The sequence below is a fragment of the Chryseobacterium sp. PTM-20240506 genome (genome assembly GCF_048296755.1).
In the GTDB taxonomy this organism is placed as follows: Bacteria; Bacteroidota; Bacteroidia; order Flavobacteriales; family Weeksellaceae; genus Chryseobacterium; species Chryseobacterium proteolyticum.
On the sequence record NZ_CP182581.1, the window covers coordinates 1,262,772 to 1,289,730 of the forward strand.

Genomic DNA, 26,959 nt, shown 5'->3' on the forward strand with positions numbered 1-26,959 from the left:
AAGCAGTAGATTCCTACTGCTTTTATTCATTATTATATCCTTGATATTATCTTACAACGCCATTCCTCCCGACACTTCGATTCTCTGACCGCTGATCCATCCTGCATCTTCCGTACACAAAAAAGCGACTACTCCACCTACATCTTCCGGAAGTCCAGCCCTTCCTAAAGCTGTGATGTTTGAAACCAAAGCATTAACCTCTTTATTATCACGTGTTCTTCCACCTCCAAAATCGGTTTCTATAGCTCCGGGCGCCACGACATTAGCTTTAATCTTTCTCGCACCTAATTCTTTCGCCATATATTTTGTAAGCATTTCAACCCCTGCTTTCATAGATCCGTATACTGACGATCCCGGAAGCGCTACTCTTGCCAAACCGGATGAAATATTGATAATTCCACCTCCATCATTCATAAAAGGCAAGAACTTCTGACTAAGGAAAAATACTCCTTTGAAATGGATATCTATAATATCATCCAGTTGCTCTTCTGTAGTTTCAGTAATCGGAGAATATAAAGCAGTTCCGGCATTATTAATTAAATAATCAATGTTCGGACTTGCGGTGTGCTCCTGTAGATGATCTGTTACATTTTTTATAAAGGCATCAAAACTTTTCACATCTCGTGTATCCAATTGGAAAGCAGCAGCATTTCTACCCAATGCCTTGATCTCATTGACTACAGCATCAGCTTCTTCTTTACTGCTTTTATAAGTAATGATAACATCGAGACCTTTTTCAGCTATTCTCAAGGCTGAATTTTTTCCTATTCCACGGCTTCCACCGGTTATTAAGGCAATTTTTGTTTTTGAATTCATTTTTTCGTTGTTTTTAATGGGACAAAGTTCTGGTATTTGGAGACACAGATGTTTGCTTCAATCAATCTGAAATTTGCAAAATTCAAATCAGGAACGAAACTGTAATGGATTGTATGAAGTTTTTCTCTTAAAGAAATTTGAAAAATGAGCAATTTCCTCAAAACCCAACGCATACGATATTTCAGAAACATTCCAGGTGGTTTGCTTCAATAGTATTTTAGCCTCCTGGATAAGCCTGTCAGCTATAAATTCCGTCGTAGTCTTTCCTGTATTTTCTTTAAGTTTTTTGTTTAAATAATTAACATGCACAGACAGGCGGTCTGCGTAATCTTTTGCTGTTTTAAGCTGGATTCTCTGATCGTAGGATTCAATGGGAAACTGTCGTTCCAATAGCTCTATAAATAAAGAAACAACTCGTAAAGAAGCATCATTGGAGGTCGACAATTTTGTAGCCGGCTGTAACTTTTGTCCGTAATGGATCAATTCGAGTACATAATTGCGGATCAGGTCATATTTAAAAATATAATCAGACTCAATTTCAGTTTTTATTTTCCTGAAAAGTACCTCAATTTCATCTGCTAACGCTGCATCAATTTCAAATACGGGGAATGCTCCCGGTTGAAATATAGGCAAGTCTTCAAGCGTATTATGAGATTTATCCTTAATAAAGAAATCTTCAGTGAATACACAGAAGCTACCCGATTGATTAGGATCTTCAGGAACCCAGTGATAAGGAACCTTAGGCGTTGCAAATAATAGCGCATTCTCTTTTATGGGAATAACCTTATCTGCATATTCTGCTCTATTCCGTCCCCGGATCAGGCTTATCTTATAATATTTTCTTCTGTTATATGGCATTTCAGAAGTTGTCTTTACCTTTTCAATGGTCTGAGCAATATCAAATACATTAAAATGACCAATATCTTTATGCAAACCCTTTGGAAAAATACTTTCAATATCCTTCCCCAGCTTTGCAGTCATTTCCCTATAAAAATCTTCCAGAGAAGCATGCCCTATTTTTTCCATAATTGAGTATTTGTAAAATTCAAATATATAAAGTTACACAAATATTGAATTCCAATCATTTATTGTTAATGTAAATATTTTTCATAATATAGTGACATACAATAAATATTTTTCATAACTTAGTTTAAACTAATTTATTAAAATCATAATATGAAAAATCTGAATCTCCAAAAAGGAAAAAAATTAAACAAAAAAGAGTTAAGAACAATTACCGGTGGACTACAAATGTGTGTGGATCCGGATACCAATCAATGCATCGCTTACGGGCGTCAGTGTGCAGAATTTCAATGCAGATACATTCCTTAAATTGATATTTTTTACGAAGCCACTCTTCCAAAGAGTGGTTTTTTGTACTAATTCAATAAGGCTGAAAATTGATGTTTTCAGATTCAATAAAAGGAAATAGATTAGAAGCATATTTATTACTAAATCATTAACACGATCATCATGAAAAAACAAAATTTACAAAGCGGAATAAGATTAAATAAAAAAAAGCTAAGAACAATTACAGGAGGCCTGATGCAATGCCGTGATCCGAAAACCAACGGTTGCAGGATCTTTTCACTGGGATGTGCAGAGCCTGAGTGCCGTCCGGAACTTCCATAATCCCAACCGCAAAACTTTTCTTATAAGACCATTCTGCATAAGAATGGTTTTATACTATTTTAACGGATCAACTATTAATAAACACTTTAGTTACTGTAAAAATGCATTTTTAAATGTACAGGCACTTTAGGGATGATCATTTCTTACCCTGATTTATTAAACAATTACCAATCAATACATATGAAAAACCAAGACTTTATGAAAGCAAAAAAACTGACAAAAAAAGAATTAAAAACAATCGTCGGAGGAATGCTTGACTGTAAACAGCCTATCGCATGTCCTACTTATCCCTGCGACCCTCCGCTTCCGGATTATCCTAACGGTTGTACAACCATTTCGCCAAGCTGCGCACAAAAGGAATGTCGTTATTAACGGATGCACATTTTTGTTAAAAAAAAACGCTCCCAAATTAATGGAAGCGTTTTTTAATTACTATAACTTTAATATTTCTTTTATACTTTATACATTGAATCTGAAGTGCATAATATCACCATCCTGAACAATATATTCTTTTCCTTCCACAGATAGTTTTCCAGCCTCTTTTACTTTTGATTCCGAACCATATTGTACGTAGTCGTTATATTTGATTACTTCTGCACGGATAAATCCTTTTTCAAAATCAGTATGGATAACTCCGGCTGCCTGAGGAGCAGTCCATCCCTGTCCGATAGTCCATGCTCTTACTTCTTTTACACCCGCAGTAAAATACGTCTGAAGCTTGAGAAGATCATATGCTTTTCTGATTAATCTGTTAACTCCGGGTTCTTCTAATCCCAGCTCTTCAAGGAAAATTTCTCTTTCTTCGAAAGTTTCAAGCTCATTGATATCAGCTTCAATCTGAGCAGCCAAAACCACAATTTCAGATCCTTCTTTTTGAGCCATTTCATCAATTTTGGACACCCATTCGTTTCCATTCTTAATAGAATTCTCATCTACATTACAAACGTAAAGTACAGGTTTTTTTGTTAATAGCTGAATATCGTCAATAATTGGTTTTGTAAGATCATTTACAGGAAACTCTCTTGCATTTCTTCCATCTTCAAGAAACTTCTGAAGGCTTTGCAGCGTTTCATAATTAAGAATGTCTTCTTTTTTTCCTGATTTGATAAATTTCTTAGCTTTATCAACTGCTTTTCCTACTGTTTCAAGGTCTTTCAGCTGAAGTTCAATATCAATAATTTCTTTATCTCTCAAAGGGTCTACGGAACCTTCTACGTGAATGATGTTTCCATTATCAAAACATCTTAAAACATGGATAATTGCTTCACATTCGCGGATATTTGCAAGAAACTGGTTTCCTAAACCTTCTCCTTTGCTGGCTCCTTTTACTAAACCTGCAATATCTACAATCTCCACAACAGCCGGTAAAACTCTTTCAGGATTTACTAATTTTTCCAACTCGAATAATCTTTGATCCGGTACTGATACCGTACCCAGGTTAGGTTCGATAGTACAGAAAGGATAATTGGCAGATTGAGCTTTTGCATTGCTCAAACAGTTAAACAGAGTTGATTTACCAACGTTCGGCAATCCTACGATTCCACATTTCATAATGAAACTATTTTATTTTTAAAGGTCTGCAAAGATAGTGATTTTAACACGAGTTTCATAATAAAAAAATCTGCCGGGAATCCGGCAGATTTTTTTTCCATTTTATTTTCACCTTAAGGATTTGCACCTGTAGCGTTCTGAGCTAAGGGAGCATCATCAGGTGTTTTTTCTAATATCTTATCTAATGTAAACAGAGATTCGTCCGTTGCACGATCTCCACCAGCAATTTTTAATTTATCGATCAGGTTCTGAGCTAAAGTTTCCTCTTCAATCTGTTCCTGAACGAACCATTGCATAAAATTCCAAGTTGCCCAATCCTTTTCCTGAAGGGCAAGATCAACAATTTTATATATCGATGTGGTATTGTCTACCTCGTGATTAAAAATGCCGTCAAAGCAAGCAGTCAGAGATTCAGGATCACTTGGAGGCGCAGGAATGGCATCAACTTTAGGTTTTCCGCCTCTGTTTAGTACATATTCCATAAATTTGATAGAATGGTTTCTCTCTTCCTGCGCATGCCTGTATAGAAAGTTAGCAATACCCTGGTATCCTTTGTCATCAGCCCATATTCCATAAGAAAGAAAAGTGTGTGCTGCATGAATTTCTTTATTCATCTGATCGCTCAAGGCTTTTTCCACCGCAGGTGAAAGTCTGTTCGTATTCATAATATTTTATTTTTAGTGATTATGAATATAATCCTGCAAAAATGGTTCCGATAAAGTTCTTATTCTTTTAAAAAAACACTAAAATCACAACATAAAATACTAGCAAACAATATTTTAAGCTAATAATTTATAGTTATTCTAAAATAAAAGCAGCTCTACAAGAGCTGCTTTTATTGTATCGGCACCAATAACATATCATTTATTCTTTGCTTTATAGTTTTGGAAGCCTTTTATTATTTTATTTTTTTTGCCATGTAATCACTTTCATTTCCCAGCCGGTCAATTGCTTTAATGGCAATTGCATTTAAAGTTTTTCCATCCTTATATTTAGGAATATCTTTTGAAAGTGTGTCTAAAGTCAGAATTTCAATTTCCCAAACGCCATTATATTGCTTAAATAATGCCCACTGAAATACATCTTTCAGATTTTTATTACTCCAGCTTGCCTGAGCAAAACTTCCGTTATCGGCCACAAACAATGTTGGGGTTGAGATAGGAGCAGCTTTAATCCATGGACTTTTTGGCACCAAAGCTTTTTCTTTATAGGGCCCGTTTCTCAGGGTGCTTAACATCGAAGGATTTCTCGTAAGCCCTGCAATGCTCCAATGGATTTCACCGGCATCACCTTTCAGAATCTGTCTGGAAAGTTCTATTTGGTTTTTAATCTCGGAAGGACGATCAGAAGTCCTGATTTCCACTGTATTTAATCCCGGCCATAGGTGGCGTTTCATTGTATTTTCAGATTCCCACCAATTCAGCAAAGCTTCAAAACCCTGCCCTTTAGAATCAATAGGCCAGTACAGTTGGGGAGAAAAATAGTCTACCCATCCTTTATTTAACCATAATTTAGCATCAGCATACAATTCGTCATATTGAGAAGATCCTGTAATTCCTGCAGGATAACCCGGTTTCCAGATTCCGAACGGGCTGATCCCGAATTTTACATAATTTTTTTCTGCATGAACTTCTTTGTAAATCCTTTCAACAAATTTATTGACATTATCTCTTCTCCAATCTGCCCGGGATAAAGTTCCTCCACTGCTTACATATGCATTCCAAGTAGCGTTATCAGGGAAATCACCGCCCTTATTATAAGTTGCATAAGGATAAAAATAATCATCAAAATGCACCGCATCTATATCATATCTCTGCACGATATCCTTTACCACATTAGAAACATGTCCCTGTGTTTTAGGATTCGCAGGATCAAACCAATACATCCCGTTTTTTAGTCTTACCACAATGTCAGAAAGCTTATTGGCCATAGAAAGGCTGTTCACAGCTCCTCCGTTTGTATGATGTGCACGGTAAGGATTAAGCCAGACATGAAGCTCCAGACCTCTTTTGTGGGACTCTTCAATCCAGAACTGTAGCGGATCATAATTGGGATAAGGGGATCTCCCGGTCTCTCCTGTCAGAAAATAAGACCAAGGTTCAATAGAACTGGTGTATAATGCATCCGCAGAGGGACGTACCTGAAATATTACAGCATTAAAGTTGTTATCTTTCAGCATATCCAGCATACTGATGGCTTCGGCCTTTTGCTGATCAATAGATAAATCGTTTCTTGAAGGCCAGTTGATATTCGCAACACTGGCAATCCATGCACCCCGGAATTCCCTGTTAATAGCCGGAAGATTAACTTTAAAAACCTCATCGGCTGGTGGTACAGGAACTGGTTTAGTATTAGCCACAGGAGGCTTTGAAATATTTTTAACGGGATTTGCTGTATTTGGATTTCTTGTTGGTTTTACCGTATTATTCTGAACGGTACGGGAACTTCCACAAGATGCCAGTACCCCCAGCAATATGATCAATTTTAAATTACTAACTTTCATAGGGTGCAAAACTACATTAAATTATTTTTTTAGTTTTTTAAAAATATTATAATAAATTGAATTAATTCAACTTTTATATATAAAAAAAGCCTCGAAAATCGAGGCTTTCACTTATATTGAATTTCATTATGCTTTCGCAGATCTTTCCAGTCTTTTTCTTTCTTCTTCAGAAAGTACTTTCTTTCTCATTCTGATGAAGTTTGGAGTTACCTCGATTGCTTCATCACCCTGGATATATTCCATACATTCTTCTAATGAGAATAAGATTTTCGGAGCAACACCAGTATCTTTATCTTTTCCAGAAGCTCTCATGTTATTCAACTGTTTTGCTTCTACGATGTTTACAACTAAATCTCCTGGTTTGTTTTGTTCACCAATGATCATACCTGCATAGATTTCCTCACCCGGATCAACAAAGAACTTACCTCTATCCTGAAGTTTAGCAATAGAATATTCAGTAGCCGGACCTTGAGTTTTGCTGATCAATACACCATTGTTTCTTCCAGGAATAGCACCTTTAAATGGCTTATATTCTGTAAAACGGTGTGCCATAATAGCTTCACCAGCTGTAGCAGTTAACATTTGAGAACGCAATCCGATCAAACCTCTTGAAGGAATCTCAAATTCCATATGTTGCATTTCTCCTTTAGTTTCCATAATGTGAAGATCCCCTTTTCTTTGAGTTGCCAAATCGATAACTCTTGAAGCATACTCTTCAGGAACATCAACAACCAATGATTCATAAGGCTCACATTTTTCACCATCAATTTCTCTTAAGATAACTTGTGGCTGACCGATTGTCATTTCATAACCTTCTCTTCTCATTGTTTCGATCAAAACTGATAAGTGAAGAATACCTCTACCGAAAACAAGGAATGTATTGGCATCATCAGTCTGTTGAACTCTTAATGCTAAGTTTTTCTCCAATTCTTTCGTTAATCTTTCTTTCAGGTGATTTGAAGTAACATATTTACCGTCTTTTCCGAAGAAAGGTGAATTGTTAATAGAGAACGTCATGTTCAACGTAGGCTCATCAATTGCAGTTCTTGGTAATGGTTCAGGATTTTCCATATCCACAAAAGAATCACCAATCTGGAAAGAGTCGAAACCTACTACAGCACAGATATCTCCAGCTTGTACTTCAGTTACTTTTTTCTTTCCTAAACCTTCAAAAACGTATAATTCTTTTACTTTTCCTTTTACAATTTTACCATCAGCCTGAGCAAGACCAATCCACTGAGATTCTTTAATCTCACCTCTTGTTACTTTTCCGATCGCAATTCTTCCTAGGAAAGAAGAATAGTCAAGAGAAGTAATTTGCATTTGAAGATTACCTTCAGATACTTTTGGAGCAGGAACATATTGTAAGATACCATCTAATAATGGAAAAATATCCTCCGTTTGCTCTAGTGAAGTATTGAACCAACCTTGTTTTGAAGATCCATAGAAGGTTGGGAAATCCAATTGCTCTTCAGTAGCTTCCAGGTTGAAGAATAAATCAAATACCTGATCATGTACTTCATCCGGACGACAGTTTGGTTTGTCTACTTTATTGATAACTACTAATGGTCTTAACCCTAATTCCAATGCTTTTTGCAATACGAATCTTGTTTGTGGCATAGGCCCTTCGAAAGCATCAACTAACAAAATTACACCATCTGCCATTTTAAGAACTCTCTCTACTTCACCACCAAAATCGGCGTGACCAGGAGTATCGATTACGTTAATTTTAACGTCTTTATAAGTAACAGAAATATTTTTAGATAAAATGGTAATCCCTCTTTCTCTTTCAAGATCGTTATTATCCATTATTAATTCTCCACTTTCCTGATTTTCTCTGAAAATGTTTGTAGCATGAATAATCTTGTCAACCAAAGTCGTCTTCCCGTGGTCAACGTGTGCGATAATCGCAATATTTCTAATGTTTTGCATGAATGATTTTTACGGGTGCAAAAATAGTGTTTTTTAATTAATTAATCAGTATGATTATACATTATTTAACAAATTCATAATGAGAAAGTTAAAATAAATCACATGGCAATGGGCTCCCTGGCTCCTTATTCCAAAGTACACATATACCTGACCATCCAGCTGTTAGGCGTTAATTACATCATACCTTCATCTGTATTTTCTAAAAAAATAAACCAATACCATCTGAATAACAAGAACCGCACAAAATCTTAATAAAAAAGATTTTTTCGAAATTTTATGTCTAAAGATAAAAATTCCGAATATTCCTCCTACACTGCCGCCAAACAGGGCCAATGCCAAAAGTGTGTTTTCAGAAATCCTTCTTTGATGCATTTTAGCCTTTCGTTTATCGATTCCGAATATAAAAAAGCACACGATATTAATAGCCAATAAATAATACATCATATCCTGCAAATGTACGACCCTTGTAAAAAATAAGGCATAGTAATTAAAATTTAACCACTATGCCTCATCTTATATTTGATCAGAAATTATAAATTAACCGTGCTTTCCTTCTCTTATTTCCTCAACCATCTTAGCATTAAATGCTGGCAAATCTTTCGGTGTTCTGCTTGTAACAAGACCATTATCCACTACAACTTCTTTATCTTCCCACAAAGCTCCTGCATTTTTTAGATCTTCGCTTATCGAATTCACAGAGGTCATATTTTTTCCGTCTACAACTTTTGCGTTGATCAGGATTTGTGGACCATGGCAAATCGCCGCAACAGGTTTTTTCTGCTGAAAAAAATCTTGTACAAAATGGAGTGCTTTGTCATTTGTTCTTAACTGATCGGGGTTGATCACCCCTCCAGGTAATACCAGTGCATCATAATCAGAAGCATTTGCTTCATTAAGATTTTTGTCCACAGTGTATTCTTTACCCCAGTCTTTTTCGGCCCATGCTTTTATGGTTCCGGAATCGGGGCTTACAATATGCGCAGTCCAACCTTGTTGTTCCAAAAATTCTTTTGGTGATTGTAACTCACTTTCTTCAAAACCATGGGTTGCCAGAATTGCAATTTTTTTCGACATAATATTAAAATTTTTGGTGTTATTAATTAAGAAGAAGAAAAAATGATGCCGAGCCCGTGTTATCAATTACTAAAAAAAGTTAAACATAAAAAAAGAGCTGCTTAATAGCAGCTCCCTATTTAGTATATCTAACAAATTATTTTTTTGCTTTCACATTAACGCCGATCTCAATGTCTTTACTAATCATCCATTCAGCAGGGTCTGCTTCGGAAGTTCCGAATTTAATTCCCCAATCAGCTCTGTTTACAGTAAATTTAGCATCTATAGAAGCGGAATTAGCTGTTGCTTCTACTTTCGCTGGGAAAGTTACATTCATTGTTTTTCCCAATAGCGTAAGATTACCGCTTATTGTTTTATTTGCACCTGCCACAGCATCTTTAGGAGCTTCTTTAAGGTCCGTTACACTGGTAATTTTAAAATCTGAAACCGGATTCTTCTCTACATTAAAGAAGTCAGGAGTTTTTAAATGCGTTACCAGATCTTCCGGCTTCTTGTCCTTTTCAGTTACTGAAGCAGGATCCACTTTAATAGAAGTCATGTCAATAACAAAATTTCCTGCAGAAACCTGATTTCCTTCAACACTAAGGTCACCTGACTTTACATTAAGAGTTCCCCAACGTGGAGCAAAACCTCCTTTATGGTAAGCTTTCCAGTTAACCACAGAAGCTACTGTATCTACGGCAAGCACTTCTCCTTTGCTCTCAGCAACAGCCTGTTCCTGGCCAGCAGCCGAAGCCTCCGCTGATTTCTCTTTAGTACATGATGCCATAAGCAATCCTACTCCTACTAACGCGATAACACTAATTTTTTTCATATTTTATTTTTTTAAAAAGTTTTTGAACTGATCAGGATCGATTCCTTAATTCTGAAATTCAAAAGTAGAAAAACCTTATTACTTATTCTCTTATCATACATCAAGAAATTAAGTTTTCATTTTCAGATATCCATCATAAAGTCCTAAAACCATACAAATATGTAAGGTGTAAGATATTTCACTCACCATATAAATTGCCTATTTTAGCAGTCTAAAATTTAGAATGAATACAACCAGCTATATACAACAAACGCTTAATATACCTGAAAAAAGCATTACGAATACCTTACAATTATTGTCAGAAGACTGTACCATTCCTTTCATCTCACGATATCGAAAAGATACGACCGGAAATCTGGATGAATTGCAGATTGAACAAATTTCAAAACTCAGCAAGCAGTTTGACGAAATCATTAAAAGAAAGGAATCGATCCTCAAATCCATTGAGGAGCAAAACTCTTTAACGCCTGAGCTTCAGCAAAGAATCCAGGATAGTTTCGACATACAGGAACTTGAAGATCTTTATCTTCCATATAAAAAACGGAAAAAAACGAAAGCCGATGCTGCGAAGGAAAAGGGACTTGAACCTCTGGCTAAAATCATTATGAGCCAGAAATCCCATGATCTGGATTCTGTAGTTTCCCGGCATATGAACGATTTAGTTTCTTCTCAGGAGGAAGCTTTGCAGGGAGCACGGGATATCATGGCTGAATGGATCAATGAAAATATGTATGTCCGCAAAAATCTCCGTCGTTTATTTCAACGCAAAGCAGTTATATCTTCTAAAGTTGTTAAAGCCAAAAAAGAAGAGGAAGGTGCACAAAAATTTTCTCAGTATTTTGAATGGGAAGAAAGCCTTGGCAGAACACCCTCCCATCGACTTTTGGCTATGCTACGAGCAGAATCTGAAGGTTTTGTAAAAGTAAATATAGGAATTGATAAAGAAGAGGCAATCGATTTTATTGAAAATGCCATCATTAAATCTAAAAATGAAAGTAGTGAACAAATTGCTCTGGCGATAAAAGACAGCTATAAAAGGTTACTGGAACCCGCCATTTCCAATGAAACACTACAGGAAGCAAAAGAAAAGGCAGATAAAAAAGCGATCGAGATTTTTTCTGAAAATTTAACCCAGCTATTATTAGCTCCTCCTTTAGGAGAAAAAAGAATATTAGCAATAGACCCTGGATACAAAAGCGGGTGTAAAGTGGTATGCCTTGATGAAAAAGGAGACCTTCTGCACAACGAAACCATTTATCCGCATGCACCTCAGAATGAATCGGGAATGGCAATGAAAAAGATACGCTCGATGGTTAACGCCTATAATATTGAAGCTATTTCAATAGGAAACGGAACAGCAAGCCGTGAAACAGAGTTCTTTATTAAAAAAATTGCATTTGACAAACCGTTGCAGGTTTTTGTTGTTTCAGAAGCCGGAGCATCTGTTTATTCTGCAAGTAAGATTGCCAGAGAAGAGTTCCCCAGCTATGATGTGACAGTACGTGGTGCTGTTTCCATTGGCAGAAGGCTTGCAGACCCATTAGCTGAACTCGTTAAAATTGATGCTAAGTCCATTGGTGTTGGACAATATCAGCATGATGTAGACCAGACTCAATTGAAAAACGAACTGGATTCTACGGTTATGAAATGTGTAAACTCCGTAGGGATCAATCTGAACACAGCCAGCAAATCACTTTTAAGCTATGTTTCCGGAATTGGTGAGAAAATGGCAGAAAATATTGTCAATTACCGCGCGGAAAACGGAGCTTTTGAAGACAGGAAACAATTGAAAAAAGTACCCAGATTAGGAGAAAAAGCTTTTCAGCAGGCAGCGGCATTTATAAGAATAAGCAACGGAAAAAATGCATTGGATAATTCAGCGGTGCATCCGGAAGCATACGGTATCGTTGAAAAAATGGCCAAAGACCTGGGAATAAAGCTGAATGAACTTATAGCTAACAAAGAGAAAATTGCATTAATCCAGCCGGAAAAATATATTAGCGAAGAAATTGGTATCCTTGGGATCCGGGACATTTTAAAAGAGCTTGAAAAACCGGGATTGGATCCCAGAAAGGCAGCCAAAATTTTTGAATTTGACCCCAATGTGAAAAGTGTAAAAGACCTGAAAATAGGAATGATCCTTCCTGGAATCGTTAATAATATTACAGCCTTTGGATGTTTTGTTGACCTGGGGATTAAGGAAAGTGGATTAGTCCATATTTCTCAGCTCAAGGACGGTTTTGTTTCAGATGTGAATGAGGTAGTGAAGCTGCATCAGCATGTTCAGGTAAAAGTAACAGAAGTAGACGAGGTAAGAAAGAGAATTCAGCTGAGCATGATCTTATAAAGAATTTAATTTGAAAATCTCGGAAATTAAAGAAAGAAAAGTCATTCACCGGCCGACTCGTTATTTTGACGAGTCCGGCCAAAGAATTTATCATGCATACGAGTATCATTTACCTTATAATCCAGGTTATAAAGGAAACGAGACCGAAAGACTTTTTGCCAAGTGGATAGATATGCTTCCTTTTGGTTTAATTTTCTACTTTCTCCTTCATAAAGTAATTGTTATCAGCATTCTGCTTTCCATACCCTGTGTTATCATTGCAGGAACCATAACGGAATGGTCTTGGGGAACAACTTTAGGCAAGAAAATATTTAAAATTAAAGTCCTGGATGATTACGGAAACTATCCCGGATTTTTAAAATCATTCCAAAGAAATCTTTTATGCCTTGCTAACTTTTCCCCTGTCTTCTCCGAACACACGACCAGAACAATTGCCATGGGAAGGCGAACCGGAACGCGGGTGAATTTCAGCATGCATATGAACAACACGATCTGTAAGACCTATATTGTAAAAGAAAGCAAAATTCCGGAAATCAGGGATCTCCTGAAATATCAGGGTGATCAGAACCTTTTATTGTAAAAGCTTTTTTTAAATAAAAAACCGCCCCAGTGTTGTGGCGGTTTCATTTATTGTTTATTTATAATCCTTTGAATCTCTTCTCGGCTGCTTTGCTTCAGGCCATTTTACAACCTCCCCTTTTTCATCTTGCGGCATTACCCTTCTCTCTCTGCTAGTAAACTCAGGATCTTCAGATGCCATATAAGCTAAGGTAGCTGTTAAAATCACATTATTTTTAAGCTCATCAAAAACGATCTTATCATATGTATCTTTCGTTGTATGCCAGGTATATCCAAAATATCCCCAGTTCAATGAACTTAATGAGAATCCCGGTACACCCGCTGCCACAAACGATGCATGATCAGATCCACCTCCTCCCGGCATTCCCGGAAAATCGGTTTTAATATTATCACGTACATTTTTAGGAACTGCATTCAGCCATTTCCCGATATAATCATATGATTTCAGAAATCCCTGTCCTCCGATATTTACTACTCGGCCAGTTCCATTATCCTGGTTGAAAACAGCCTGAGTTCCTTTCATAATTTCCGGATTATCAGCAACAAATCCTCTCGATCCGTTCAATCCCTGCTCCTCGCTTCCCCAAAGTCCGATTACAATCGTCCTTTTATTATTAGGGTAGTATTTTTTAAGAATCCTAATGGTCTCAAGCATGGTAAGTGTGCCGGTTCCATTATCCGTAGCACCCTGCGCTCCGTCCCATGAATCCAGGTGTGCAGAAAGAATAACATATTCATTGGGTTTTTCCTTTCCTTTGATCATTCCTATCGTGTTGAAGCTTTTAGCTTCAGGAAGTATTTTTGACTGGGCCTCAAGCTTTATTTTGGGTTTAGCCCCCTTTTCTGCCATTCTGTACAACATACCATAATCTTCCACATCAATATCAATCATGGGAATTTTAGATGTTTTCGCTCCGAATATTCTGTTTGCTCCCATAATTCCTGTCCAGTTGGAAATGGCAATCCCTGCTGCTCCCGCTTTTTCCAGAGCTTCCGGAAGTGTATTATTGTCATATCCTATATTCTTTACATAATCACGGAAATCTTTGGAAGCTTGTTCTTTTTCCGCCTTTAGCTTTTCATATAATTCCGGAGTAGCGAATTCTTTGATCTGATCATCAGAACGTCCGATTTTCTGATACTGCGCAATCAATACCATTTTACCTTTTACAGAAGGCAACCACTGATCAAATTCGGCCTTGGAAGATACCTTTGGAAGTACTATAACCTCAGCTTCAATTGCCTTCTTAGTTGCAGGGCTCCATGCAAGTTGTGTGGCAGATAATGATTTCACACGGGGATATACCATATCTACATGGGTAATTCCTCTCTGCCACCCTTTCCAGGTTCCAAATTGCTGAAGGTTTGCATCTACTCCCCATGAGCGAAGTGTTTTAGCTGTCCATTCATTGGCGGCAAGCATTTCCGGAGTTCCTACCAAACGGGGTCCGATACCATCAAGCAGCTCATAGGCCATATTTTCGAGTTGAGAATTATTATTGGCTTCATTCACAAAACTTTCCACAATAGGATTAAGCTTTTCCTGAGATTTTGCGGGAGCCTGTGCCCAAGAAAACTGCGTTGCCAGAACAACTGCCGGCATTGCAAAAAACGTATTTATCTTCATAGCATTATTGATTGGAATAAAGATATAGATTTCAGCGAAAATTGAAAAGAAAAGGAGAACTAAATAAAGGAAGAAAAGCCTTTATAGGAAAATAATTAAGAAATTAAATGGATAACAATTAAAAAAACAGCTTAAAACAACAGTTTAAATTTTTTTCAAAATTTGTTACTTTTCATTAATAAAAGCCTGCTCCTCAGCAGAAAGTATGATAGCATCTTCTTTCTCCTCTTTTACCGGAACATTTTCCCAGATGTTTTTACTGAAGTCTACTCTGTACGAAAGTCCCTCCTTATTTGACTTTTCAAAAGTATTGTAAATAATTTCTCTGCTGAATTTTCTTTCATGCTTCTTTCCCTGGTAAAAAGCAGAGTATTTTTCACCTTTAAGTCTTACCAAGGCGGGCAGATACATTCCGTCTCTTTTATAAAAATCAAAAGTAAGTGAAGCATCCCCTAATTGGTAATCATACTCTATTCCTCCTGCCATTTTTCTTCTGATTGGCGGATAATTTGTCTGCAGATAATTGACTTCAAAATAAGTAATCACTTTATCAGCCTTGTTATACTTAAGCTCTCCTATGAGCTCAATACCCGTACCGGATTTAACCTTAAAAGTCATCAGCTGCTCATCCCCTTCTTCAGAGATTATTTTCCCTGAATATTTTGAGTTAATACTATTAATATGATTAAGTGTACGGTTCAGTTCGAAGCTAAGAAAGTAATTTCCCATATACTCATGAGAAAATTCATTACTCCCCGGCGAAAAAATACTGTCTGACTTTAAATTTTTCAGGTATTTAACATTATTCAGTTGCATCTGGAGAATCTTGTCATAATTTTTACGAATTCCGTCATTATAATTGTAATGGTTACTTTTGCTCCATAATTTAGCTTCCGTAATAACTAAAAAGCAAAGTTCATCATTATCTGATCTTTTTTCTTTGAATACCACATTATACAAGGAAGGCTCATTATAATATCTTTTTTCATAATTCTTTCTTATATCATTAAAAAGTTTTTTTATATCTATACTTACCATTTTTACCTCTTCAATATTTTTGAATGAAGGTTTCAATTTGATAAAAGAATTAAAACCGGTTACTTTTCTTTTCTGATATCCGAAAGCTGATACTTCAAAGTTTCCTGCGTTCTGCCCAAGTGGAGCATAGCCGTCTTCATTGGTGTAAACAACCTGATTATTAAGAACAATCCTCGCATGAAATATGGCTTTCCCGTTTTCTGAATCTATGACTTTTACTTTTTGCGCGGAAAAAAGACCAAAAAAAAGAATCAAATATAAATAAGAATGCTTCATATGATGGGTGATTAATGTAAAACAACTAACTACACAAATATACCCACAAAGGGAAATAAGACAATACCTTGGTAAAATTTAGTGTTATTTAGCTTATATTTTCAAAATTCGCTAAAACAAAGAGATTGAATATCTGAAAGCATCCATAGAAAAATCCCGGCACAAAAAAAGCCAGCTTAAAAAGCTGGCTTTTAGGAAATTTATTTTTTTGATTCCTCAACAGAAACTTTTCTGAAATCTTTGAACAATTTGCTAAGTTCTAAAGCTGATTTACGAGCTCTTGTTCCAGCTGCTTTGTTTCCTTTTTCAGCTTGTTGGTTTGCTTCAGTTGCGAATGCTTCAAATTCCGCGTTGATTTTTTCAATTAGTTCTTTCATTTATTTTAAAATTTAGGGTGCAAATATAGGTTTTATGGTGATTCCAGCCTAACTGTGATGAAAAAAGTTTACAAAAATTTGAAAAAAAATAATCCTTTATAATACCCAATATAAATTCAAATTTTAGAAGGCGGGTGAAATTTTTAATTTAAAGCTAAATTTTTTCCAATATCCTTTTTAAATTAAGGTTTATCACATAAAAAATTCAAGGACCTTGCATCATTAATACTGTATAAAAATTGCAAAGCATTTTTCAATAGGAAAAGAAGCGGAATTTCAATTTTATAATAAGAGTACACAATTCTTTTTATCTGTTTTTATGTACCTTCGTTTTTTATAAATTATCTGCCTGTCCCAACCATGGAACTGCCAAAAGAATATATATTACGGAATACCCATATCAGCACGCTTTCAGTTTATGAACTTTTAAAGCATACTTCAACGGCAAAATTTATGGAAGAAAAAAACTTCCATGATATTGAACCTGTTGCCCTGGAGATTAATTCGGGGGTTTTTACGAAATCTGTTTCGACAATAGGATTTCCAAATATTTCCGTAAGCCAGGTAGGTTCTTCAATTGTAACGGCATGCTCTTGTGATCAATACGGAGAAAAACTTTGTGAGCATCAGGCAGAGATTATTTATTGTATTCTTGAACAGAAAAATTACAGAATATTCTACGATGCCAATCTAAGACAAAGGACATTGGTTTCACATGCTAAAAGTTTCGGGTTGGAAAATGAACCTGACCTTGACACTTATTTCCAGTTGGAATTACAGAACGGAAAACTCAACATTCAATCCAGGATAAAGGAACTTCTCCAGATAGATGAACCAGGCTTTAAACAAAATCTGCTTCCTACGAGGCAATCGGTTTTAAAGGAACTTGCTATACAAGAAACTGAGAGAAAAAGAATATTGGTTATTGGCAAGCACCGGTATTATAATCATCTCAATTTTTCATTAATGGAAGCTGATACTACCCAAAGCGGTAAGATCAAAAACCCGTTGACCCCTATTCATCCTATGCAACTCGTCTGGAAAGCGGATCAACCTGCTGAGATCAAATTCTATACGGCAATCGCTTCTTTTCAGAATAAATTTAATGAAGAAGCGGACGCAACGGAAATGGAAGCCCTGAAGTTAATTATCCGGAATCCACAGGGACTTGATACTTATTACCACGATCATACTATTTCAGAAGCCATTTCTTCTAAATCCCTGATTCCCGTAAAGCTCAATCTGCTGAAAGCCGAAATTCTGCTTACAGTGTTTAAAAAAGAGCCTTTTTATGAGATTACGGGAGAATTACTATTTAATGATATTTCTCTTTCTTTCAAAAATGTAATAATCCGCCATGATTGTTTCATCTATCATCAGAATACATTGAATCTCATTGACAATCCTGATCTTCTTAGGGTGATCAGATTTTTTAAGTCCAATAATGAGATTCTGCTGATTCATGCATCAAAGTATGAACACTTTTTACATACTGTTTTATCTCCATTAGAGACTCATGTCCAAATCAATTACAGCTACATTCGTACTGCCAGTCCGGTACAGCTTCAGGAAAAGGATTTCCAAATGGAAAAGATCATTTATCTTCACCAGGAAGGCAACTATATCTCCATCACACCCGTAATGAAATACGGATCCGTAGAGGTGGCAGTATACTCCCGGAAGCAATTATATGATACGGATCAGAATGGAAATCTGTTTAAAATTGAACGCAATTACGAAGCTGAAACAGCACTTACATCCATTGTCATGATACAGCATGAGGATTTACAGGACCAACTGGAGGGACATGAATATTTCTACTTGTACAAAGATAAATTTCTGGATGCCGATTGGTTTTTAAGAACTTTTGAAGCATGGAGAAATGAAGGGATAACCATCCTTGGATTTAATGAACTCAAAAATAACAAACTGAACCCTCACTCTGCGAAAATCAACATCCAGGTGACAAGTGGTATCGACTGGTTCAATGCTAAACTAAGTGTTCGTTTCGGAGGTAAAGAAGCTTCTTTGAAACAGGTACACCGGGCCCTTCGTAATAAAACAAAGTTTATACAACTGGATGATGGCACCCAGGGAATTTTACCTGATGAATGGATAAAGAAGATCGACAGGTATTTTCAGATTGGTGATATTGACGGAGAGTTGCTTAAAATTCCAAAAGTTAGCTTTTCGGAGGTTTCGGATTGGTTTGAAAAAGAGGTTTTATCAAAAGAGGTACAGACTGAAATTCATTCTTACTCCAAGCAATTCTCTGTGCTGAAAAAAGCACCTGAAATTCCCGTTCCTGCAGGATTGAGAACTACCCTACGAGATTATCAGAAAGAAGGCCTCAATTGGCTGGGGTTACTCGACCATTATAATTTCGGCGGCTGTCTTGCCGATGATATGGGATTAGGAAAAACTATACAGATCCTCGCATTTATTCTATATCGAAAAGAGAAATATCATTCCGGAACCCACCTGATCATCGTTCCTACTTCCCTGTTGTTCAACTGGCAGGAAGAGATTGAAAAATTTGCTCCTTCTCTTAGGGTATTGATGCATTATGGTCCGGACAGGGAAAAATCAACAAACCTTTTTCAGGATTATGATATCATATTGACAAGTTATGGAATGCTCCTTTCGGACATCCGTTTTCTTAAAACATTTCATTTTGATTATATTTTCCTTGATGAATCACAAACAATTAAAAACCCCAATTCAGAAAAATATAAAGCTGCACGTCTCTTACAAGCCAGAAACAGAATTGTTATTACAGGAACGCCTGTTGAGAACAACACCTTTGATCTGTATGGCCAGCTTTCATTCGCCTCACCCGGATTATTGGGGAGCAAACAATATTTTAAAGATACGTATGCCATTCCCATCGATAAGTTTGAATACAACAAACGTACTATTGAACTTCAACAAAAAATAAATCCTTTTATTTTAAGAAGAACAAAAAAGCAGGTTGCCAAAGAGCTTCCCGAAAAAACAGAAATGGTAATCTACTGTGAAATGGATGCAGAGCAACGTAAAATCTATGACCTTTATGAGCGTGAATTACGCGATTTCATATCCGCTTCCACAGATGATGAAACACTAAAAAACAGCATGCATGTTTTGACAGGTCTTACTAAACTCCGTCAGATATGCAATTCTCCTGTATTACTTAAAGAAGGCTACTCAGGCGATCACGCTGTAAAGATCCAATTATTAACGGAACAGATTGAAAATAAATCAAAAGAACACAAAATCCTTGTATTTTCACAATTTGTAGGAATGCTGGACCTCATCAAAAAAGAACTTGAAAATAAAGATATTCCCTTCGAGTATCTTACAGGACAGACCAGGGACAGAGGTACAAAAGTTCATAGATTTCAGACCGATGACAATGTGAGGGTATTCCTCATCAGCTTAAAAGCTGGTGGTGTAGGACTCAACCTTACAGAAGCTGATTATGTATATCTGGTAGACCCATGGTGGAATCCGGCTGCCGAAAACCAGGCCATTGACAGGAGTTACAGAATAGGGCAAACAAAACATGTAGTAGCCGTCCGTATGGTTTGCACCCATACGATTGAAGAAAAAATACTGAACCTGCAGAAAAAGAAAAGTAAACTGGCTCAAGGACTGATAAAAACAGAAGAATCAAAATTACAAGGCTTCAGTAAAGCAGATTTGCTGGAAATTTTAGAATAGTCTGACGGCATTTTCTTCAACCTCCTTTCTAATTTTACACAATACACATTGCTTGCAATATCTGTCGTTAGGTTTTCGTATCTTTGATTTTTATAATTTTAAAGTTATGAGCGATCGGCTGGAAACCATTGAAGACTATTACAGAAATATCAGAGAAAACCAATTAAAAATGTTTGATTCTCACGATTTTGAATTGGGGAAATCACACTTTAATATCTCTATGCGAAGATATTGCAGCTTCAAAAGCCCGTACAATCGTCGTGATTATTACAAAATAAGCTTCATCATCGGTAAAGGAACTTTTAAATATGGACAACAGGAATTGTATGTAGACCGTCCTGCTTTGTTTTTTCCCTCTCCAAATATTCCTTATTCATGGGAATGCGATGGGGATCTGCAGGAAGGCTACTTCTGCCTTTTCAATCAGGAATTCTTTAACGGAAGTTCGGAATTCAAGCTATTTAAGAAAACATCATTATTTAAGGAATGGAGCATGCCTATTGTATTTTTGACAGAAGAACAGACTCAGTTGACAACGGTGTATTTTGAACAAATGTACAAACTCAATAATTCAAATTATCCGTTTCGCTGCGGAAGCATTAAAAGTCATCTGGCATCTGTCCTTCATCTTGCCCTTGAAAACCGCGTAGAAGACGTTGATCCTGATGAACTTCCGGCAAATGTACGCCTGTACCGTCTTTTTGACGAATTGCTCAACAAACAGTTCCCTTTAGATTCTCCTGCCTATCCGCTTGCCCTGAAAACCGCATCAGATTTTGCCGAACGCCTTAATGTACACGTCAATCATTTGAATTCTTCTGTAAAGTCCGTAACCCAGCTTACTACCACACATATTATTAAGGAAAGGATGTTTGAGGAATCTAAAAACCTTTTAAAATACACCAACTGGGATATTGCGGAAATCGGTTACACTTTGGGATTCGATCAACCCTCTCATTTTAATAATTTCTTCAAAAAATATTCAAATACCTCGCCGCTCAAATTCAAGCACGCGATTTAATTCTTTGAATTTTGTAATTTTTTCTTTGTCTTTTAAAATTGATATCAAAAATTCCCGGCTTATTTTTGTATCATTAAAAAAGAGATGAATTATGTTGAGAGAAGCATCTGAACAAAGGATCAGATTGATCACCATTATGGCTTTTATATCCATTCCATTATCGGGGTTTGTTACAGATATATATCTGCCCTCCTTCCCCTCAATGGCTAAAGGAATGCATGTTTCTGAAAAAGATATACAAATTACCCTTACCTCCTATTTGCTGAGCTACGGAATTTCCCAATTATTCGTGGGAGGAATTTTGGATAGCATCGGCCGGTATCGCCCCAAGTTAATCGCATTGTTTTTATTGGTAATTACAAGTATTCTAATCACCATGACCAATAGTATTTTACTGATTTGCCTTCTCCGTATCCTTCAAGGGATAGCCGTATCAGTGCTGGTGGTCGCTACACGGGCTATTTTTGTTGATATTTATGATGCGGAAAAAGTAAAACATTATCTCAGTTATTTTACAATTGTTTGGTCCTTAGGTCCGATTCTCGCTCCTTTTCTTGGTGGATATCTGGAAAAATTATTCAACTGGCATGCTAATTTTTACTTTCTGGCTTTTTATGCCGGAGCCATACTGCTATTTGAATGGTTTTTTAGTGGAGAAAGTCTTCCACAAAAAAAGAAACTCAATTTTTCTGAAAACATCAGCTTGTATAAAATGATGCTCCGGAACCGTATTTTTATGCTGGGCATTATTATTTTAGGATTAAGCTACTCGATTGTTATGCTATTCAATATCACGGGTCCCTTTATTATCGAAAATACTTTCCATTTTACCCCTGTTGTTATCGGATACTGTACACTAATCCTTGGGTTCTCCTGGATGATCGGTGGGTTTATCGGTAAAAAAAGAGTATCATTAGGCTTTAAAGCAAGAATACTGCAACCTATCATATTACAATTAACTCTCATTACGGGACTCATTATTATAAGTTATTTTTCTGAAAGTTTATATATCATGATCCCTTTTGCATTTTTTATTCATATCTGTTCGGGGATTCTATTTACTTCATTCTTCACAACAAGTATGCTTTATTTCCCTAAGAATGCAGGGACTGCCGGTGGACTGATGGGAGGACTGGTGTATATTATTACTTCGGTTACAAGTTTCATTATCTCCGTAAGCGGAACTGTTAGTTTACAGAAAGATCTTTCCTGGCGGTATCTAATTATTGCAATAATCCTTCTGGGTATTATTCTTACCATGAACCACACTTTACAAAAAGAAAAAGCAGAGAATTGATCTCTGCTTTTTTATTTTCATACCTGCTGATTATAAAATAACCCGAATCAAATTGTTGATGCCGGGAATACAATTGTTGATGGATAATGTTTTATGCTAAAGAGTATATGAGTTAATATTGCACTGTCAAAATAAAATTATTGTAATTTCATAGAGAATACGGAAACTTATATTTCTTATTTCCCTATTTAATTAAAATCTAATTATAAAAAGCTCAAAATAAAGTATATTCATGATAACGTTCGCCAAAAAACAATGGAAGCAGATAATGATCATTCTAATGATCTATACGACGTGGAGTGTGGCGGCATTTCTATTTCTGATCCGACTACAGGGATTGGAGACCACCCTGAAACAATTCGGAACAGGAAGTCAGCTTTATATTAATTTTATTCATACTGTTGTAAAGGGAACCATTGTATACTATATTCTTATTTATCAGTTACTGATCCCTCTAATAAAAACCAGAAACTGGAAGAAAGCAATTTTACAAGGGCTTCTTTTCTTTACCATACTGACCATTTATGAATACATATGGAATTTCCAGATTCAAAACCCTAAACCCACAGATCCAAGTTACGTTTCACCCAACGTATTCTTTCTCACTGCTGCATTACTTGATCTTGTTATCATTTTGATAGCCGTCTTTTTTGCCACGATAATAACTTCCAATGAAATGCGTAAGCGTAAAGAAGAGCTGGAGAAGGAAAAATTAAAAGCCGAACTTGCTGCCATAAAATATCAGATCAATCCTCATTTTATTTTCAATTCGCTAAGTTTTATTTATACAAAAACCCTTAAAACAAGCCCGGAGGCAGCCCATGCGGTACATCTTCTTTCAGAGATTATGAGCTATGCTCTGGATGATTGGGATGAACTTGGAACAGTGCCTCTTGCATTGGAAATTGATCATATGAAAAAAGTAATAGAAATGAATCAGATCCGGTTCAATCATATGCTAAAAGTAAAGTATCATCAACATATTGAAACCGATGAAGCTTACATATCTTATGTCCCGACTCTGGCATTGGTTACTTTGGTGGAAAACGCTTTTAAGCATGGGGAATTGAATGATGAAAAAAACCAGGTAACCATTGAGCTGGAAGCCACAAAAAATAAGATCTATTTCCTTGTCAGCAATAAAAAAAAGAAAGGCCCCAAAGAACCCTCAAAAGGAATAGGATTAAGCAATGTGAAGCAACGTTTACAACTCATGTACGGTGATAAGCATTCCTTTGCTGTTAAGGAAGATGAAAACTATTATTTAAATGAAATAACCATTAATCTTTAAATTATGATTAACTGTATTGTCGTAGATGATGAAGCGCACGCAATAGAATTACTTGCATTGCATATTGAGCAAACACCATTTCTGAAACTTGTAGGTTCTGCTATGAATCCGGCAGAAGCTTTACAAATTTTGAATACTACGGAAGTGGATCTCATTTTTCTAGATATTCAGATGCCGGGTATGTCAGGAGTTGAATTTCTACCATTACTAAATGACAGGTATAAAGTCATCCTCACTACCGCTTTCAGAGAGTATGCTTTAGACGGATTCGACCATAATGTTGTAGATTATCTGCTAAAACCAATTTTCTTTCCACGGTTTTTACAGGCAGTACAACGGGCGCAGGAAATCATTTCTTTATCTACAAAAGATGCAGAAGACGATTTTATCATGGTTAAGACAGAATATAAAGGAAAACTAATAAAAATTAAAACCCAGGATATTGTATACATAGAAGGAAAAGGAAAATATGTATGCTTTCATACCAGAGATGGAGAAGAAATCCTGGCATTATTAAATATCGGTGGACTTGAAAATAAATTACCAGGTGATCATTTTCTCAGAATACATAAATCATTCATTATTGCAGTCCCTTTTATTATGATGATCCATGGAAATTTAGTCCAACTCGAATTTACTAAAAACCAGATACCAATCGGGCAGACTTACCGCGAATCTTTTATGAATCAAATGCTGGGTAAAGTAATTACCAATAAAAAAGAAGAAGGCCCGGAATAGGATTACAGACAATAAACCAATATATACACAAACAATCAATTTATAAATCAAAAAAATGAGAAAATCATTATTAATCCAATCCGTTGGAGTTTTAGCCCTTTCACTGGCAACATCATGTGCACCTTCCTATTTTGGGAAAACATATGCTGCCACACAAAACGTAGATGTTTATTTTGATGCTGCTGATGTAAAAAGAGAGCATGAAACAATGGGGACAACAGAAATCAATCAAGGTTTCAGTTCCATGGATGCTATGCAGCAAAAAGCGATTGAATTAGGCAAGTCACGAGGTGCAGACGGTGTTATTATGAAGCTTACAGAAGAGGTTACGGGAAGTTCGAAAAGCGATTTTGGAAACATGAAGAAAGGAAGTAAAAACAATACTTATACCGGTGGGTCGGTAACCACTAACATGAAAGTAAAAAAGATACAGGCTACTTTCATTAAGTATAAATAAGCCAAATGTCCTTCATTCTTATCAGGCTGCTCCTCTGGCTTCTTTCGCAGGCTTTATTTTAAAGATTAGCTGCTTTTCATTTATTTTTTTAATCGTTCAACATTATTTAACAGTTTACAACAAAACTGCAGGAAAAGTAATGTCCGAAAATTAATAAACGTCCCCCAGACAAAACAATGAAAAGCACGTGAAGCCAGTAGAGCCAGCCATCTATATGATAAAGCTCTCCTTATCGTTTAAATAGTCGTTTTCACTATAAACAATTCAGATTGTTTTCATCCGAAGTCACCTGTGGCTTCGGATTTTGATACAACGACCTGTTCCTTTAATTAATAGATGATAGTACCATATATAGCTCATTTTGATTTTTCAGCTCCATCTTTTTATTGATCCTGTATCTTCTCGCTTCAGCTGCTCTGATTGTAGAATTGGCATATTGAGATATTTCCTTAATTCCAAAATTCATCTTCAGAAGCGTACAGAAGTTGATATCCGAAATATTCAGATCAGGGTATTTACTTTTCAGGGTAGGATAAAAATTAGGATATATTTTCTGGAACTCTATGTAAAATGCATTGATATCTTCTTTAGCTAAAAGTATCAGTTCTTTTGTATTTTCTGATTTTGCATTTGAAATGTTATCCTTTACAGTTTCCGTTTCAGCTTTTTCGAGGTTAATGATATCTGCCGGCACTTCATCTGGTATTTTATTCTGAATAGAATTATCCTCTTTATTTCCTTGTTTCTTTTTATAATAAAGGAAACCAAAAAGAGCTGCTAAGAGAATAACACCTGCACCAATAGCAATATTTGTTGGTTTTGATGACACCTCTTCTACATTGTCAGAAACCTTACCATTTATTTTATTAATAAAATTTACATCCCCTGATTTTTTCTTTACCAGATCAACGCTATCTATGATCCGTTTATACTTTTTTGAAAAATAAGTAGATTGTTCATAATCTTTCAATCCTTCATATGATTCAGCCATCATGGCATACACCTCATACTGCTCATATCGGTTATGATCTTTTTGGGAGTCCATAATAGCCCTTGAAAAATAACTAATAGCTGCAGGATAATTCCCGGATTCTTTTTCAACGATTCCTTTATTTATTAAATTCTGGATGATAAATCTATCGTCCGGAAATGAAGCAAGAAACTGATCTGTGATAGCGATATACTTTCTGGCTTCATCTACTTTTTTAAAGCGTGCGAGGGAACCGGCCAGGGACTCAAGTGTACAGATTGTGGTTACCTTCTTCAATCTGCTTTCATTACCTATTTTTAGACATTGTGAATAAGCAAGTTTTTTAAGTCTGACAACCTCTTGCTTGGTACTTTCATTAAAATTTTCACTAATCGTCAATAGCTCAGCCTTTGCCACTGTGATGTGTATATCATTAACCAGCTTATCATTCTTTATAGTAACAAGTTTATTATACTCCTGACATTTATTTAAAATTTGTTTTGCAGCACTTAGGTGATCAAGCTGTAAGAGTACTTTATGATAAGATAACAAAATGCGACATATCATATTGTAATCATTTTGTTTTATCGCCAGATCAACACCTTCATTAATTTTGGCCAAAGCCGCATCAAAATCACCATTAAGTTGATATATCCTAACTTCTTCAAATATTGAATAAACTTGCCCAGGGTAAAATTTCTTTTCACGGGATAGATAATAAAGAACAATAGCATTCTTAAGCGTGAGTCCTGGATTATTATCTCCTGTTATATAATTTTTTTCCAACAACCGGCTTACACTATCAATTTCTTTACTGCTATTCTGTGCCCCGGTATTACTACAAAAAATAAAAAAAACAATAAAGAATGTGGATGTTTTTAATACTTTATTTATTAGCATGTTTCTAAATTAATTAA

24 protein-coding genes are annotated in these 26,959 nt (G+C 36.0%); 11 read left to right on the forward strand and 13 right to left on the reverse strand.

The window, feature by feature from the left end; genetic code table 11:
- Positions 1-51: 51 nt before the first annotated feature.
- Together ACNFU2_RS05540 and ACNFU2_RS05545 are read right to left on the reverse strand one after the other, a co-directional pair.
- Entirely contained in the window at positions 52-816 is a 765-nt protein-coding gene (locus tag ACNFU2_RS05540) for an SDR family NAD(P)-dependent oxidoreductase (protein WP_172278707.1), read from the reverse strand.
- A gap of 87 nt (positions 817-903) precedes the next feature.
- A complete protein-coding gene (locus ACNFU2_RS05545) occupies positions 904-1,842 on the reverse strand; it encodes a helix-turn-helix domain-containing protein (RefSeq protein ID WP_273648266.1) in 939 nt (312 codons plus the stop codon).
- Positions 1,843-1,992: 150 nt separating this feature from the next.
- Between ACNFU2_RS05545 and ACNFU2_RS05550 the strand changes: the two genes are divergently transcribed.
- The 3 genes from ACNFU2_RS05550 (at position 1,993) to ACNFU2_RS05560 (ending at position 2,820) form a co-directional block, all read left to right on the forward strand.
- Positions 1,993-2,148, forward strand: coding sequence for a bacteriocin (locus tag ACNFU2_RS05550; protein ID WP_172278712.1), 156 nt, complete (start codon positions 1,993-1,995; stop codon positions 2,146-2,148).
- Between the two features lie 141 nt (positions 2,149-2,289).
- Positions 2,290-2,448, forward strand: coding sequence for a hypothetical protein (locus ACNFU2_RS05555; protein WP_273648267.1), 159 nt, complete (start codon positions 2,290-2,292; stop codon positions 2,446-2,448).
- A 198-nt stretch (positions 2,449-2,646) separates the two neighbouring features.
- Positions 2,647-2,820 carry a bacteriocin gene (locus ACNFU2_RS05560; RefSeq protein ID WP_273648268.1) on the forward strand — a complete coding sequence of 58 codons (174 nt, stop codon included), beginning with the start codon at positions 2,647-2,649 and terminating at the stop codon, positions 2,818-2,820.
- An 87-nt stretch (positions 2,821-2,907) separates the two neighbouring features.
- On the opposite strand, the gene ychF is transcribed toward ACNFU2_RS05560, so the two are convergent.
- The 7 genes from ychF to ACNFU2_RS05595 all read right to left on the reverse strand — a co-directional run bounded on the left by ychF (position 2,908) and on the right by ACNFU2_RS05595 (position 10,322).
- Positions 2,908-3,999 carry a redox-regulated ATPase YchF gene (gene ychF, locus ACNFU2_RS05565; protein ID WP_273648269.1) on the reverse strand — a complete coding sequence of 364 codons (1,092 nt, stop codon included), beginning with the start codon at positions 3,997-3,999 and terminating at the stop codon, positions 2,908-2,910.
- Between the two features lie 113 nt (positions 4,000-4,112).
- Positions 4,113-4,664, reverse strand: coding sequence for a ferritin (locus ACNFU2_RS05570; protein WP_418124072.1), 552 nt, complete (start codon positions 4,662-4,664; stop codon positions 4,113-4,115).
- 233 nt (positions 4,665-4,897) lie between these two features.
- Positions 4,898-6,502, reverse strand: a complete 1,605-nt coding sequence (locus ACNFU2_RS05575) for a glycoside hydrolase family 10 protein (protein ID WP_273648270.1) — start codon at positions 6,500-6,502, stop codon at positions 4,898-4,900.
- A 126-nt stretch (positions 6,503-6,628) separates the two neighbouring features.
- Positions 6,629-8,434: a translational GTPase TypA gene (gene typA, locus ACNFU2_RS05580; RefSeq protein WP_273648271.1), complete on the reverse strand. Its 1,806-nt coding sequence runs from the start codon at positions 8,432-8,434 to the stop codon at positions 6,629-6,631.
- 186 nt (positions 8,435-8,620) lie between these two features.
- A complete protein-coding gene (locus ACNFU2_RS05585; protein WP_373428008.1) occupies positions 8,621-8,878 on the reverse strand; it encodes a DUF1294 domain-containing protein in 258 nt (85 codons plus the stop codon).
- 93 nt (positions 8,879-8,971) lie between these two features.
- Complete coding sequence (locus ACNFU2_RS05590) at positions 8,972-9,508, reverse strand: type 1 glutamine amidotransferase domain-containing protein (protein ID WP_172278727.1); 537 nt, start codon at positions 9,506-9,508, stop codon at positions 8,972-8,974.
- A 136-nt stretch (positions 9,509-9,644) separates the two neighbouring features.
- Positions 9,645-10,322: a YceI family protein gene (locus ACNFU2_RS05595; protein ID WP_273648272.1), complete on the reverse strand. Its 678-nt coding sequence runs from the start codon at positions 10,320-10,322 to the stop codon at positions 9,645-9,647.
- Positions 10,323-10,545: 223 nt separating this feature from the next.
- Here ACNFU2_RS05595 and ACNFU2_RS05600 point away from each other — a divergent pair, with 223 nt between their 5' ends.
- Both ACNFU2_RS05600 and ACNFU2_RS05605 read left to right on the forward strand, forming a co-directional pair.
- Complete coding sequence (locus ACNFU2_RS05600) at positions 10,546-12,669, forward strand: Tex family protein (RefSeq protein WP_418124076.1); 2,124 nt, start codon at positions 10,546-10,548, stop codon at positions 12,667-12,669.
- Between the two features lie 10 nt (positions 12,670-12,679).
- Complete coding sequence (locus ACNFU2_RS05605; RefSeq protein ID WP_273648274.1) at positions 12,680-13,249, forward strand: RDD family protein; 570 nt, start codon at positions 12,680-12,682, stop codon at positions 13,247-13,249.
- Between the two features lie 54 nt (positions 13,250-13,303).
- Here the strand turns inward: ACNFU2_RS05605 and ACNFU2_RS05610 are convergent, their stop codons facing one another.
- From ACNFU2_RS05610 to ACNFU2_RS05620, 3 genes are all read right to left on the reverse strand, one after another.
- Positions 13,304-14,875 carry a M20/M25/M40 family metallo-hydrolase gene (locus ACNFU2_RS05610; protein ID WP_273648275.1) on the reverse strand — a complete coding sequence of 524 codons (1,572 nt, stop codon included), beginning with the start codon at positions 14,873-14,875 and terminating at the stop codon, positions 13,304-13,306.
- Between the two features lie 165 nt (positions 14,876-15,040).
- Complete coding sequence (locus tag ACNFU2_RS05615; RefSeq protein ID WP_418124079.1) at positions 15,041-16,189, reverse strand: hypothetical protein; 1,149 nt, start codon at positions 16,187-16,189, stop codon at positions 15,041-15,043.
- A gap of 200 nt (positions 16,190-16,389) precedes the next feature.
- Positions 16,390-16,566 carry a histone H1 gene (locus ACNFU2_RS05620; protein WP_089026768.1) on the reverse strand — a complete coding sequence of 59 codons (177 nt, stop codon included), beginning with the start codon at positions 16,564-16,566 and terminating at the stop codon, positions 16,390-16,392.
- A gap of 360 nt (positions 16,567-16,926) precedes the next feature.
- On the opposite strand from ACNFU2_RS05620, the gene ACNFU2_RS05625 reads away from it, so the two are divergent.
- The 6 genes from ACNFU2_RS05625 to ACNFU2_RS05650 all read left to right on the forward strand — a co-directional run bounded on the left by ACNFU2_RS05625 (position 16,927) and on the right by ACNFU2_RS05650 (position 25,072).
- A complete protein-coding gene (locus ACNFU2_RS05625; protein ID WP_273648277.1) occupies positions 16,927-20,268 on the forward strand; it encodes a DEAD/DEAH box helicase in 3,342 nt (1,113 codons plus the stop codon).
- Positions 20,269-20,374: 106 nt separating this feature from the next.
- Entirely contained in the window at positions 20,375-21,289 is a 915-nt protein-coding gene (locus ACNFU2_RS05630; protein ID WP_172278741.1) for a helix-turn-helix domain-containing protein, read from the forward strand.
- A gap of 91 nt (positions 21,290-21,380) precedes the next feature.
- Positions 21,381-22,586 carry an MFS transporter gene (locus ACNFU2_RS05635; protein WP_273648278.1) on the forward strand — a complete coding sequence of 402 codons (1,206 nt, stop codon included), beginning with the start codon at positions 21,381-21,383 and terminating at the stop codon, positions 22,584-22,586.
- A 232-nt stretch (positions 22,587-22,818) separates the two neighbouring features.
- Positions 22,819-23,877 carry a sensor histidine kinase gene (locus tag ACNFU2_RS05640; RefSeq protein WP_273648279.1) on the forward strand — a complete coding sequence of 353 codons (1,059 nt, stop codon included), beginning with the start codon at positions 22,819-22,821 and terminating at the stop codon, positions 23,875-23,877.
- 3 nt (positions 23,878-23,880) lie between these two features.
- Complete coding sequence (locus ACNFU2_RS05645; RefSeq protein WP_273648280.1) at positions 23,881-24,615, forward strand: LytR/AlgR family response regulator transcription factor; 735 nt, start codon at positions 23,881-23,883, stop codon at positions 24,613-24,615.
- A gap of 55 nt (positions 24,616-24,670) precedes the next feature.
- On the forward strand, positions 24,671-25,072 hold the full coding sequence (locus tag ACNFU2_RS05650; RefSeq protein ID WP_273648281.1) for a hypothetical protein: 402 nt from the start codon (positions 24,671-24,673) through the stop codon (positions 25,070-25,072).
- A 325-nt stretch (positions 25,073-25,397) separates the two neighbouring features.
- On the opposite strand, the gene ACNFU2_RS05655 is transcribed toward ACNFU2_RS05650, so the two are convergent.
- Positions 25,398-26,942 (reverse strand): tetratricopeptide repeat protein, encoded by a 1,545-nt coding sequence (locus tag ACNFU2_RS05655; RefSeq protein WP_273648282.1) that lies wholly within the window; start codon positions 26,940-26,942, stop codon positions 25,398-25,400.
- Positions 26,943-26,959: the final 17 nt, after the last annotated feature.